This is a genomic window from Streptomyces sp. NPDC032721 (assembly GCF_055579625.1).
The window spans coordinates 76826-89603 of the sequence record NZ_JBVIMX010000013.1 but is presented as its reverse complement, the minus strand read 5'-3'; the positions used below and the strand labels follow the sequence as shown (position 1 = coordinate 89603).

At 73.2% G+C, this 12778-nt stretch carries 12 protein-coding genes; 6 read left to right on the top strand and 6 right to left on the bottom strand.

Annotated elements, in window-relative coordinates; genetic code table 11:
• Nucleotides 1–32: 32 nt before the first annotated feature.
• The 5 genes from ACZ5PB_RS26520 to ACZ5PB_RS26500 all read left to right on the top strand — a co-directional run bounded on the left by ACZ5PB_RS26520 (nt 33) and on the right by ACZ5PB_RS26500 (nt 4750).
• On the top strand, nt 33–575 hold the full coding sequence (locus tag ACZ5PB_RS26520) for a GNAT family N-acetyltransferase (RefSeq protein WP_468694263.1): 543 nt from the start codon (nt 33–35) through the stop codon (nt 573–575).
• A gap of 32 nt (nt 576–607) precedes the next feature.
• Entirely contained in the window at nt 608–1333 is a 726-nt protein-coding gene (locus tag ACZ5PB_RS26515) for a response regulator transcription factor (RefSeq protein WP_468694262.1), read from the top strand.
• 61 nt (nt 1334–1394) lie between these two features.
• Nucleotides 1395–3491: a sensor histidine kinase gene (locus ACZ5PB_RS26510; protein ID WP_468694260.1), complete on the top strand. Its 2097-nt coding sequence runs from the start codon at nt 1395–1397 to the stop codon at nt 3489–3491.
• Nucleotides 3492–3605: 114 nt separating this feature from the next.
• On the top strand, nt 3606–4004 hold the full coding sequence (locus ACZ5PB_RS26505) for a sortase-dependent protein (protein ID WP_468694567.1): 399 nt from the start codon (nt 3606–3608) through the stop codon (nt 4002–4004).
• Nucleotides 4005–4093: 89 nt separating this feature from the next.
• Nucleotides 4094–4750 carry a class F sortase gene (locus ACZ5PB_RS26500; protein WP_468694259.1) on the top strand — a complete coding sequence of 219 codons (657 nt, stop codon included), beginning with the start codon at nt 4094–4096 and terminating at the stop codon, nt 4748–4750.
• A 43-nt stretch (nt 4751–4793) separates the two neighbouring features.
• Here ACZ5PB_RS26500 and ACZ5PB_RS26495 read toward each other — a convergent pair whose 3' ends face one another.
• The 5 genes from ACZ5PB_RS26495 to ACZ5PB_RS26475 form a co-directional block, all read right to left on the bottom strand.
• The gene (locus ACZ5PB_RS26495; protein WP_468694257.1) at nt 4794–5348 is read right to left on the bottom strand and encodes a DinB family protein; all 555 of its coding nucleotides are present in this window, start codon (nt 5346–5348) and stop codon (nt 4794–4796) included.
• A gap of 177 nt (nt 5349–5525) precedes the next feature.
• Entirely contained in the window at nt 5526–6608 is a 1083-nt protein-coding gene (locus ACZ5PB_RS26490; RefSeq protein ID WP_468694256.1) for a ScyD/ScyE family protein, read from the bottom strand.
• Between the two features lie 146 nt (nt 6609–6754).
• Nucleotides 6755–8026 carry an MDR family MFS transporter gene (locus tag ACZ5PB_RS26485; RefSeq protein ID WP_468694253.1) on the bottom strand — a complete coding sequence of 424 codons (1272 nt, stop codon included), beginning with the start codon at nt 8024–8026 and terminating at the stop codon, nt 6755–6757.
• Complete coding sequence (locus ACZ5PB_RS26480; RefSeq protein ID WP_468694251.1) at nt 8023–9282, bottom strand: PLP-dependent cysteine synthase family protein; 1260 nt, start codon at nt 9280–9282, stop codon at nt 8023–8025. Before ACZ5PB_RS26480 ends, ACZ5PB_RS26485 begins: the two co-directional genes overlap by 4 nt.
• Before the next feature lie 119 nt (nt 9283–9401).
• A complete protein-coding gene (locus ACZ5PB_RS26475) occupies nt 9402–9899 on the bottom strand; it encodes a hypothetical protein (protein ID WP_468694250.1) in 498 nt (165 codons plus the stop codon).
• Nucleotides 9900–10288: 389 nt separating this feature from the next.
• Between ACZ5PB_RS26475 and ACZ5PB_RS26470 the strand changes: the two genes are divergently transcribed.
• Nucleotides 10289–10744, top strand: coding sequence for a response regulator transcription factor (locus tag ACZ5PB_RS26470; protein WP_468694248.1), 456 nt, complete (start codon nt 10289–10291; stop codon nt 10742–10744).
• A 44-nt stretch (nt 10745–10788) separates the two neighbouring features.
• Here ACZ5PB_RS26470 and ACZ5PB_RS26465 read toward each other — a convergent pair whose 3' ends face one another.
• On the bottom strand, nt 10789–12732 hold the full coding sequence (locus ACZ5PB_RS26465; protein WP_468694566.1) for an ATP-binding cassette domain-containing protein: 1944 nt from the start codon (nt 12730–12732) through the stop codon (nt 10789–10791).
• Nucleotides 12733–12778 lie beyond the last annotated feature (46 nt).

Genomic DNA, 12778 nt, shown 5'->3' with positions numbered 1-12778 from the left:
GGGCGACCCCCGCGACCCGGCAAAATGAGTGGATGGAACAACCACTTGACGTGCCCGAACTCACCGCCGCCGGGGGTTTCGCCCTCCGGCCGTGGCGCCTGTCGGATCTGCCGCTGGTACGCGAGGCGTCCGGGGACGCGTACATCCCGCTGATCACCACGGTGCCCTCGCCCTGCTCGGACGAGGCGGCCGTCGCGTTCGTGGAGCGGCAGTGGGGCCGGGCGGCCACGGGGGCCGGGTATCCGTTCGTCATCGTGAACGGCGAGGGCCGGCCGGTGGGGAACGTGGGGCTCTGGCTGAGGGACGTGGGCCAGGGGCGGGCGTCGTTGGGCTACTGGGTCGTGGAGTCGGCGCGCGGGCAGGGGGCCGCCGTGGCCGCGGTCGGTGCCGTGGCCGACTGGGCCCTGGGCACCTTGCGGATCCCCCGTCTGGAACTGCACGTCGAGCCGTGGAACACGGGCTCCGTACGCACCGCCGAGCGCGCGGGGTTCCAGCGCGAGGGGCTGTTGCGGGGCTGGCAGCAGGTGGGGGCCGAGCGGCGGGACATGTTCGTGTACTCGCGACTGTCACGGTAGGGGCCCGGTCGAACCCCTATACGATCTGAGGCGTGTGTGCCCATGTGATCATCGCTGAAGACGACGAGAAGCAGGCCGAGCTCCTGCGCCGCTACATGGAGCGCGAAGGGCACAGGGTCACCTCGGTCGGTGACGGGCTCGCGGCGCTTGAGGCGGTCCGGCAGGGGGAGCCGGACCTGCTGGTGCTCGACGTCATGATGCCCCGGGCCGACGGGCTGGACGTGGTGCGGATCCTGCGGGCGGAGCGGCGGGAGCTGCCGGTGCTGATGCTGACGGCGCGTTCCACCGAGGACGACCTGCTGCTCGGGCTCGACCTCGGCGCGGACGACTACGTCACCAAGCCGTACAGCCCACGGGAGTTGATGGCCAGGGTACGTACGCTGCTGCGCCGGACCCGGCGCACCGGCGGCGAGGAGTCCGCGCCCGACGGGGTGCTCGTCGTGGGTGGTCTCGTGGTCGACCCGACGCGGCACCTGGTGTCGGTGGACGGTCGTGCGGTGGAGTGCACGCCCGGGGAGTTCCGGGTCCTGGGCACGCTCGCGGCCGAGCCTGACCGGGTCTTCACCCGGCAGCAGCTCCTCGCCGAACTGCACGGTTTCGACCGGTACATCAGCGACCGCACCGTCGACGTGCACGTGATGAACCTGCGCAAGAAGATCGAACCCGCCCCGCGCCGGCCCATCCGGCTGCTCACCGTGTTCGGCGTCGGCTACAAGCTGACGGATCCGGCGAAGGCGGCGGACCGTGCCTCGTCCTAGTCGCGGTCGCGCTCGTGGTGGTAGTCGTGGCCGTGGTCGTAAGGGCAGGGGCCCTCGTCCGGTGCGGCTGCCGTTGCGCAAGAGCCTGCTGGGGCGGCTGTTGGCCGTGTCCGCGCTGGTCGCGGCTTGTTCCGTGGCCGCCACCGCCTGGCTCGCCGCCCAGACGACTTCGGGTGCGATCCGGCAGGAGCAGGGACAGAACCTGGCCGCCGATGCCCGGATATATCACAGTCTGTTGGGGTACGCGGCGACGCATTCCACCTGGGACGGGGTCGAGCAGACCGTACGGGAACTGGCCAAGCAGTCCGGCCGCCGGATCGCACTCTCGACGGAGAACCGGGTACCGCTCGCCGACTCGCTTCCCACGTCGGCCCCGGGCGCTTCAGGCGCATCGAGCACGGCGGGCGCTTCGTCCGATTCAGCTGTTGCCGCCCGCTCCGCCCTCCCCGCCCAGGCCTCCGCCGTCGTCGACCCGCTTTCCGTGGACACCGCGCTGGCGGCGGAGAGTTCCGGGAGCCAGGGCGGGGACGGTTCCGCCGCGGACCGGGTCGATCCCCGGGCGGTGGGTCCCTTCCGGCTGCCGGCCGGTGAGCTGAAGGAGCTGCGGCAGATCGCGGACCGGGTGGTGGCCTGTCTCAGCGAGTCGGGGATCGCCTCGGACGTGGTGGCGGGTCCGAGTGGACGGCCCAGGGTCCAGATGGTCGGCAACGACCCCGACCGGCTGGAGGGGTCCCGCTGCGAGTTCGGCGCCCTGAACTCCCCCACGGCCACGGAGCGCAAGGCCCTCACCGCCCTCAACAAGCTCGCCGACGCCTGCCTGAAGCGGCAGGGCCGGCCGGCCGTGAAGCTGAACGCCGACCTCTCCTGGGGCCAGAACTCTCCGGGCGGGCCCACCCGGCCCGTCCCGAGCGAGCCGCCGCTGCCCGGCACCAGGCCGGACGCCCCCATCCCCGCTCCCGCTGCCACTCCCCCGTCCGTCTCCCCCAGCGCTTCGCCCGCCGATGCCGAGGGCGACCGGGCCATCGCCTCCTGTGTCGGCACCGCCCGGCGGGAGCAGCTCAGTTCGTACGTCGCGTCGCCCGCGCTGCTGTTCATCGGCGAGACGGGCACCGCCACCGTGCCCGGCTTCGACCTCTCGCCCGCCAACACCGCCAAGATCGCGGGCGTCGCCGCGCTCGTACTGGCCCTCACCGTCGGCGCCTCGGTGCTGGCGGGCGTACGTCTCGTACGTCCGCTGCACGCCCTGACGAGTGCCGCACAGCGGATGCGCGACGGTGCGGGCACGGCGCCGGTGCGGGTCGCCGCCGACAACGAGATCGGGCGGCTCGCCGCCACCTTCAACGACATGTCCGCGCACCTCTCCCTGCTGGAGTCCCAGCGCAAGGCCATGGTCAGCGACGTCGCGCACGAACTGCGCACCCCGCTGAGCAACATCCGCGGCTGGCTGGAGGCCGCGCAGGACGGGGTGGCCGAGCCCGACCAGGCGTTCATCGCCTCGCTGCACGAGGAGGCCATGCAGCTCCAGCACATCATCGACGACCTCCAGGACCTCGCCCAGGCCGACGCCGGGGCGCTGCGGCTGCACCTGGAGCCGGTCGTGGTGGGCGAGTTGCTCGCCCAGGTCGCGGCCGCCCACCAGGCACACGCGGAGACGGCGGGGGTCGCGCTGAGGGTGTGCGAGGCAACGGCGGACAACGCTGTTCAGGAAGTCCCGGAAGTCCCGGAGCTGTCGGCCGACCCCGTACGGGTGCGGCAGGCCGTCGGCAACCTGGTCTCCAACGCGGTCCGCCACACCCCGCCGGGCGGCCGGGTCACCCTGCGCGCGCGTGCCTCCTCGGCGGGGGACGCGGTGCTGGTGGACGTCACCGACACCGGGGCGGGCATCGCACCCGAGGATCTGGAGCACGTCTTCGACCGGTTCTGGCGCGGCGAGAAGTCGCGCAGCCGCCGCACCGGAGGCAGTGGGCTCGGGCTGGCGATCGTACGGAAACTCATCGAGGCGCACGGGGGTACGGCGACGGCCGTCAGCTCGCCCGGCCAGGGTTCGGTGTTCACGCTGCGGCTCCCCGTCGAGCCTGCGCCCCGCGCGGTGCCGCCCGGTTCCGAGCCGCCGAACTCGCCCCCGGGCAGGCCTGATCCGATGACCACAGCGTCCTGACAGCTTCTTCATAACTTCGCGCCAGCCTGTCGGCACGCCTCCCGGCGCGGTACGCGTCCGTACCGCGCCGCCCGTCGAGGCCGAACCGAAACGGAGCCCTGTTCCATGTCGTTGCTGTCCCTGAAGACGTCCCTGCGTCACACCGTGCTCGCGGCGGTCACGGTGGGCGCGGTCTGCCTCCCCGCCACCTCGGCCTTCGCCGACTCCTCGCCCAGCACGCCCACCCAGCCGTCCGCCGCCCCGGCGGCGCCTCCCGCCCCGGCACCGGCCCCGGCGACCTCGGCGCCCACCCAGACGCCGTCGGCCGCTCCGGGTGCGCCGGACCGCTCCGGCGCGACCCCGCCGACGGTCACGGCTCCGCGCGGTGGCGTCGCCGCGGGTGAGGAGCCCGCCGCAACCGGCGGCGACAGCACGGCCGTGACCGTGGGTGCCGCCGCCGGGGCCGCGCTCCTGCTCGCGGGCGCGGGCACGGTCGTGATCCGCCGCCGGGCGGCCGACCGCAACAACGGCTGACCGACCCCGTATCCGGCGGCCGGTGAGGTGCTGTCCCGTACGCGGGCCACCGCCGCACCGGCCGTCGGCCTTTCCAGGAGCGCGCACCCATGTCCCGTACGACTGTGTCCCGTACGACTGTGTTCCGTACGACCGCCCTCGCCTGCCTGGCGGCCCTGGCGCTGTCCGGCTGTTCCGCCGCCGCCGACGAGGCCCCGCCCTCGGCCCGTCAGGGGGCTGCCGCTGCCGCCACGGGCGCACCCCGGACGAGCGGCCCCGCCGGCAACTCCCCGTCCTCCCCGTCCTCTGCTACGGAGGCCCGCCCGGGGCCGCCCGTGCACGTGTCCATCCCCTCGCTCGGGGTGAGCAGCGACATCATGCGGCTCGGGCTCAACCCCGACGGGACCGTCGAAGTGCCGCCCGCCGAGAAGGGTATGACGACCGGTTGGTACACCGGCGGCCCGGTGCCCGGTGCGCGCGGTCCCGCCGTACTCATCGGCCACAACGACACCCACTACGGACGGGCCGTCTTCCACGACCTGAAGAAGATCGCCACGGGGGCGGCCATCACGGTCCGGGACGACCGGGGAGCGGAGGTCCGCTTCAAGGTCACCGGCCGCGAGACGGTGAAGAAGAACGAGTTCCCCACGGAACGGGTCTACGGCCGCACCGAAGGCCGCGCACTGCGGCTGGTCACCTGCGACGGCGCGTTCGACGCCCAGGGACACCCGGTGGACAACCTCATCGTGTACGCGATCAAGGCCTGACCGCGTCTGCCGCCTCAGGCGCCTCAGACGTCCTCAGGCCGCCTCAGCCGCCTTGGCGCAGATACAGGTCGCGCAACAGGCCGATCTCGCCGCCGTGGTGGTTGAGCTCCTTCAGGGCGTGCAGCGCGAGCTTCAGATAGGTCTCGGTGTCCCAGCCGCCCGGGCCCATGCCTATCGGGGCCAGGAGGCGTTCGTCGCCGAGGGCCGCGATGCGGGAGACGAAGTGCTCCCAGTCCTCGGCCAGCGCCTCGATGCCTTCCTTCGCGGTGCCCGGCCACTCGTCGCGCTCGCCGAGCTCGGGGACGTCCTCGAAGAAGTGGATCACGTAGCCGCGCAGGCAGAGGTTGCCGATGTGCCAGACGCGCCAGGCGATCGTGGTGAACGGGTCCGGCTCGTCAGGACCCGTTTCCGGGAAGATTTCGGCGACGCGGGAGACACCGTCGTCGCCGGGGCTGATGCTGGCGCAGTCGGCGACCGGCTCCCAGAGGTACTCGGCGTCGGTCATGCCCTCCATGCGCGAGAACAACCGGAACCGCACGTTCTCGAAGGCCGCGAGAACGTCGCGCGTGACGGGGTCGGACACGGCTGCTTCAGCCACTTCAGCTCCAGAGCTCGGTGATCACGAACGGTCTGACTGCCGCATCATCCAATCACCGAAACGATCACTTCGATCGAAGTCAGTCGAAACGTCGAAACTGAGCGTGCTGCCCGCCAGGTGGGAGGACCCGGCGGACAGCACGCGACAGCACGCGACAGCACGCTCACCACACCTGCATCAGGGCAGCGGGATCCGCACCACGCTTCCCGAACCCGCGCACACCCCGCAGTCCGTGACGTACGCGGCACCGTCCTTGACGGCCAGGCCGCCGGGGCCGGTCAGGGCGGTGGTGACGATCTGGTGGGAGCCGTCCCGCTTGACCTTGATCAGCGCGCCGGACGGGTCGCCGGAGAGCAGGCCCTTGTGCGCCACTTCCAGGACGTACAGCGAACCCTGCCGGTCGAAGGCGAGGTCGATGATGTTGGTGAAGCCGGTGGCCACGACGGTCGGCTCCTGGCCGGGCACCACGCGGAACACGCTCGCCTTGCCGACCGGGAACGGGAATCCGGTGAGCTGGCCGACGTAGTACGCACCGTCAGGACCGGTGACGACCCCGGTGGGCACGGCCTGCGCGGTGATCTTGCTGCCTTCCGGGGTGCCCGGGGCCGGCGGTGCGTCGACCTCCTGGCTGGGGAACTTGGCCAGGGTGGTCGTCCGGCCGTCCGGCGCGACGCGGACGAGGGTGTTGGCCGCCGAGTCCACGACCGCCACGCCCTTGCGCGTGACCGCCACGGAGTGCGGGTTACCGCCGTCCGGGTCGGTCTTGGCCGCGTGTCCCGCGATGTCGGCGAGCGGGATCGTACGACCGCCCACGGACGACAACAGCCATCCGATGTTGTGGCCCGCTCCCGGAAGGGCGTCGCGCTTGGCGGGCACGACGACGTTTCCGGCGGCGAACACCGGAAGGCCGCCGACGAAGCCCACGTCGGACGGGCCGATGGCCCGCGAACCGTCCGGCGGCGCGACCGAAGGAAGCCCCGTCACCACGCGGCGCTGGCTGCCGCCGCTGACCTTGGTGAGGGCACCGGACGTACCGAAGCACTCCACGGGGGCCTGCGTCCCGGGGAAGCAGTACCCGCCACCGGTCCCCGACTCGGCGACGTACAGCGATCCGTCCGGTCCGAAGGCCAGCCCGTGCGGGTTGTCGAGGCCGGTCGCGACCTTCGTGAACCCCGGCTCCGCCTCGGCGGCCGCCGGGAGGGTCAAGGTGAGGAGGATCGCGGCACCAACGGCCGGTGCCAACCTGATTCGAGTGGTCACGTGGAGTTCCTTCCAGGGCGAACTCGTCCGGAGAACTGGGCATGCAACCTGTCCAAGGTCGCCGCTCCACCGCAAGGCGGGCGCAAGTCCGCACCCGGAACGCTCGCCCGGCCGCCGGCGCCGGCGGCCGGGCGAGCCGGGGCCGCTCAGCCCACCAGGGCCGCCTGCTCCCCCGGCCGTTCCCCCGGTTCGAGGCGGCCGGACCTGTGCAGCCAGGTCACCAGGCCCGCACAGCCCAGGCCGGTCGCGGCCAGTGAGGCCCAGGGGAGCCAGGCCCAGCCGGTGTCGAAGAGGGCGCCGACGGCCAGGTTTCCGGCCGAGATCGCGATGCCGGATGCGGTGTTGTAGGCGCCGTAGTACGTGGCGACCAGGCGGTCGCCCGCGAGGCGGACCACCGTGTCCATCTCGAACGGGTAGAGCAGCGCGCCGCCCCAGGCCAGCAGTGCCGCGCACGCGGTGAGCGAGAGCACGCCAATGGCCAAGCCCGTGGTGCTGTCCGTGGCGGGGCGTGCGAGGAGGGGCAGGAAGGCCGCGCCCATCAGGGCGAGGCCGCAGGCGATGGCGCGGGCGCCCGGCATCGTCCGCTGTGCCCAGGCGGTCAGTTTCAGCTGGCCCGAGAGGGCGGCCACCGCCGAGACCGCGAAGATCGCGCCGGTGACCGCTCCGGTGCGGTCGCCGAAGAGTTCGCGGGCGCGCAGGGGCAGCGCGAGGTAGATCTGGAAGGCGAGGACGTACGAGCCGGTCATCGCGGCCGCGAAGAGCAGGAAGGGGCGGTTCGCGGCGACCGTGCGCCAGTCCCTGGCCACCGCGCGCCAGGCGGGTTCGGCGGTTCGGTCGCGGGGCGGGCGGGACGGCAGGGCGCGCCACTGGAGCACGGCGAGCGCGCCGAAGACGACGGCCGCGACGCCGCACACCGCCCTGAAGTCCCAGGCGAGCAGGGCGAGTCCGGCCAGCGGGCCGACCAGGATGCCTGCCTGGTAGAAGACGTTGAAGGTCGCGAACGCCTCGACCCGCCGCTCCTCGCCCGCCTCCGCCGCGAGGTAGGCCCGTACCGCCGGGTTGAACAGCGCCCCGGCGAGTCCGGTCGCCGCCGATGCCGCGATCAGCGCGGGCAGCGAGTCGACCACGCCGAGCAGGGCGAAGGCCACCGTGCGCAGGACGCAGCCGACCATGATCAGCGGCTTGCAGCCGTAGCGGTCGGCGAGGGTGCCGCCGATCAGGAACATGCCCTGCTGGGAGAGGTTGCGTACGCCCAGGACCAGTCCGACCGTCCAGGCGGCGAGGCCGAGGCCGTGCGCGAGGTGGTCGGCGAGGTAGGGCATCAGCATGTAGAAGCCGAGGTTGATGGCGAACTGATTGGCCATCAGGAGCCGGACGGGGCTGTCGAAGGAGGCCACTTGGGCGCGGAACTTCCTCACCGTGCGCTCCGGGGGGAGGGTGCTTCGGGTGCTTCGGGTGCGGCGGTTGCTTGGGGTGCTTGGGTTGCTTGGGTTGCTTCTACTGCGGCAGTACGGCCCAAGGGGTCGCGGACCTTGTCGCAGCGGGTCCAGGCGGTGACCGGGCACGCGTCGGGTTCGGCGATCTCGGCCGGTTCGGCGGGCGGCCGGTGGCCGAGCAGGTCGTGGGTGCGGCACCAGGCGTCGTTGTAGACGGTCTCCAGGTAGCGGTGCGGGCCGTCCGGGAAGATCGCGGCGACCCGGGTGCCGGGCGGATAGGCACGGGCCGCCCATCCGGCGACCAGGGCGACGGCGCCGACGCTCCAGCCGCCCGACGCGTAGTGGTGGCGGGCGAGTTGGCGGCAGGCCCACACCGCTTCGCGCGGGGCGACCCAGTGCACCTGGTCGAAGGCGGCGTAGTCCACGTTCCCCGGGTGGATGCTGGAGCCGAGGCCGCGCATCAGCCGGGGGCTCTCGGGCTGGCCGAAGATCGTCGAGCCGACCGCGTCGACCCCGATGAGCGCCAGCCGGGGGAACGTCTCGCGCAGCACCCTGGCGGTGCCCGCCGAGTGGCCGCCGGTGCCGACCGCCGCCACCAGGACGTCCACCCGGCCGAGTTGGGCGATCAGCTCGGTGGCGAGGGGTGCGTAAGCCGCCACGTTGTCGGGGTTGTGGTACTGGTCGGGGCAGTACGTGCCGGGGGTACGGGCGACCAGTTCGGCGACCTTGTCGCGGCGGGCCTGCTGCCAGCCGCCCTCCGGGTGCGCGGTGGTGACCAGCTCGACCTGGGCCCCGTACGCGGTGAGCAGCCGTACCATCGCGGGCTCCATCCCGGGGTCGGAGACGACGGTCACCGGGTGGCCGTACGTGAGCCCGGCCAGGGCCAGGCCGAGGCCCAGGGTGCCGCTGGACGACTCGACGACGGGCACTCCGGCGGCGAGCTCGCCCCGGCGACGGGCCTCGCGGACCATGTGCAGGCCGGGGCGGTCCTTGATGCCGCCGGGGTTGGTGCCCTCCAGTTTGGCGTGGAAGCCGAGTCCGGCCGGGGCGAAGGGTTCGCCGATCCACAGCACCGGGGTGTTGCCGACCAGTTGGGCGGGCCGCTGTGCGCTGAGCGGGGCGGGGGCGAGGGCTCCGGCCGGGAGGGGCGGAGGGCCGAACGAGGACGGAGAGGGAGAAGTGGACGGGGAGGGAGAAGTGGACGGGTACGACGAGGTGTCGAGCAGGGAGAGTTCCATCGGGCGTACGCTCCTTCGCGCCCGCGCAGCCGAGTGCGGGGCGGCGGGTGGGTCCGGCTGACCCGGGTGTCCGGGTGCAGATGGCGCGCGGGCACGTCACGGGGACGTGCCGGGCGCGACTACTGACGCCAGACGCAGAGAAGCGAGCGGGTGGGGGCCGGGGCGGCGGAGCCGGCCGGGGCGAGCCGCCACGGGGCCGGGCCGCGCGGCTCCTCGGCCGTGAAGTACCAGGCCAGGAGGGCCAGTTGGAGGGGGTCCGGGGCCTCGGGGCCCGGGGGTCCGTGGGCGTCGGGACCGGACGCACGGGGGCGGTCCACCGGGTGGTCGATATGGGCGTCGCCGGTGGAGTGGTGGTGGGCGGGGGCCGGGGCCGAGGTCGGAGCCAGGGCCGGGGCCGGGGCCGGAACCGGGACCGGTGAGCCGGCGCGCGGGGTCTGCTCCGGTTCCGTGCCCGGGGCGCAGGCGGTGGCGGCCAGTTCGACGTGGTTTCCGCCGAGGGCCGTGGCGTGCACGGTGCCCGCCAGGTGGGCGAGAACCAGTATCACGAGAGCGACCAGTGACGCGGCACGACGTCCTCGCCCGCGGAGGGCGGTGGGGCCGGGACGCAGTCCGATCATCCACGTACCGTACTCGATTGATTACAGACGGGCACAACCGGGTGCGCGGTGTCGGCACCACGCCGCCTTCTCGCACACCTGTCCAGGGCGCACGGTGGCGCACGGCGGAGGTTTCGCGAGCCCCCCATGCTTCCCGAGCCGGGGGTAGAAGCGTTCCTCCACGCCTCCTTCGGGCACTGGAGCCAGCGGCGTTCTTTTGGCGCCCCTTGATGAAGGAGAGCAGCGTGATTCGCGTGCACATCGCTTGCGCGGCAGGTTTGTTCGGCTCGGCGCTGGTTGCCCTGTTGCAGGCGGAGGGAGGCTTCCACGTGACCTGGGCTCCGACCAGTACGACCCCACCAGGTGCGGCCCCATCGGGCGCGCCCCCGGCCGAGACGAACCGATCGCACGTGAGGGTCAGCGATGCGGAGGACCTGGAGCCGTTACCCGCCGGGAGCCGGCCCGCCGCCGAGGCGTCCGACGGGGCACGATTACTCGTCCTGGCCGTGGCGCACCGCCCCGGCGTGCTGCGGCGCGCCTTCGACGCGGGAGCACTCGGCTACGTCGACCGGCACGGCCCGCCCTGCCACCTCCTGGAGGGGATCCACACGGTCGCCCGGGGGGAGCGCTATGTCGATTCCTCCCTGGCGGTCGACCTCCTGCGTTCCACCGAACAACCCCTGACACCAAGAGAGTTGAGCGCACTCTCCATCGCCTCTCAGGGTGCGTCCGTCACCGAGATAGCCCATGTCCTGCACCTGTCGCGGGGAACCGTACGGAACTACTTGGCTGCGGCCGTCCGCAAGGTGGGCGCCCGCAACCGGGTGGACGCGATACGGATCGCCCGGGAGGCGGGCTGGATGTGAAGGCGAAGAGGGTGCGGCGGGGTGGCCCGTTCCGGACGGGACGGTCACCGTCGTGGCCCCGGGACGGCGGGCGGGCTGCCGCCCGGAGCACCCTGTTCGCTCCTCCGGTGCCAGTGGCCGGTCAGGTCGCGGTACAGGGGCGAGAGCGCCAGCAGTTCCGCGTGGGTGCCGGTCCGCGCACTGGTGCCGTCCAGCACCAGGATCCGGTCCGCCCGCAGGGCGGAGGACATCCGGTGTGCCACCACCACCAGCGCCCCCGGCCGTGCGGCCAGGGCGAGTTCGGCGCGCTCCTCGGCCGCCGGGTCGAGGTGGCAGGTGGCCTCGTCCAGTACGAGCAGCGGGGCGGGCGCCAGATACGCTCGCCCCAGGGCCACCAACTGCCGCTCACCCTCCGACAGTTGCTCGGGTACGAGGGTGCCGTCCAGCCCTCCGATACGGGCGACCAGGGGGCCGAGCCCGAGCGCGTCGACCGTCGCGGCGACCTCGTCGGCGGTCGCGGCCGGGTGCAGGTGGATGAGGTTCTCGCGGACGGTGGCGGTGAAGACGTACGCCTGTTGGGGGATGACCGCGCGCAGACGGGCCAGCTCGGCGGGAGTGCGCCCGGCGACGGGTTCGCCCGCGAGGCGTACCGTGCCCCGATCGGGCGGGAGCAGCCCGGCGAGCACATGGGTCAGGGTCGACTTGCCAATGCCGCTGGGGCCCACGACGGCGAGGTGTTCCCCGGCGCCGATGACCAGACGGAGACCGTGCAGGACGGGCTGCGCGCCGGGGCCGTGGGCGAAGGTGACGTCGCACAACTCGGCGGCGGGAGCGGGTGTGCGGTCCAAGGCGGGAGCTCGCTCCGGCACGGGAGAACGGCCCTGAGCCGGCGCGCGGTCCGGTACCTCCGCGAAGCGGTCCAGGACCACGAGCAGGCGCGTTCCCGCCGCGCCCAGGGCCGCCATCAGCGTGTGCAGCGCGGGCAGCAGCGACTGTACGAGATAGCTCAGCGCGCCCGTCAGCACGCCTGCGGTGAGCCCCCGGCCGAGCAACCACGGTGTCGCCAACAGAAGGAGAAGGGGCGGAAGTTGACCTGCCACTCCCAGGGCCAGTGTGCGCAGGGCCGACCAGCGGGCCAGTGCGCACGAGGCCGTGCGCGCGGCCTCCGCAGCCTCGGCGGCATGGGCGCCGACCTCCGCGCGCACCCCGCAGGCAGCCACGTCGCGCAGGCCGGCACCCGCACCGCGCACCCGTTCGGTGAACTCCTCGTCCGCATCGAGGAAGGCGCGCTGGGCGGCGGCCATCGGGCGCAGCGTCGCGGCGAAGAGCCCGAGGCCGAGCGCCAGCGGCGGCAGCGTGATCAGCAGCAACTCCGGTGCCAGTGCGAACATTCCGGCCAGCGCACCCGCCGCCGTGAAGACGAAGGACCGCACGGTGAGCACCAGCCCCGCGAAGCTGTCCCGGGCGATCTCGGTCTGATGCGCCAACCGCGAAACAGCACTCCCAGCCGACCCAGCGACTCCCACCCGAGCGGCTCCCGCCCCGACCGCCCCCTTCCCAGCCACTCCCGTCCCAGTCGCTCCCGCCCCAGCGGCTTCCGCCCCGGCCGCTCCCGACCCAGCCACTCCCGTCCCAGCGGCTCCCGACCCGACCGCTCCCGACCCAGCGGCTTCCGCCCCGGCCGCTCCCGTTCGGGCTCCCTCTCCTGACGCCCCCGCACCAGATACCCCGTCCCGCCCGCTCCCGGTCGCCTGTCGCAGGGCCTGGTCGACCGCGCGGCGTACCAGACCGTCCCTGAACGGTTCGACCAGGGACGCCAGTTGGGTGAACACCCCGCGCGCCACCGGTCCACCGGCGGCGATCGCCAGGGCTGCCACCGACAGCCAGGCCGCTCCCACCCCACCGCGACCGGCCAGGAATCCCCGGTCGAGTGCCTGCGCGAGGCAGTATCCGCCGAGGAAGGTCTGCCCGGCCTCCAGCAGCGACCAGCCCCCGAGCCGCCACAGCACCCCCCGCCGCCGCCCGAAGAACCTCCGGCCCTCGCTCCTCAGTGCC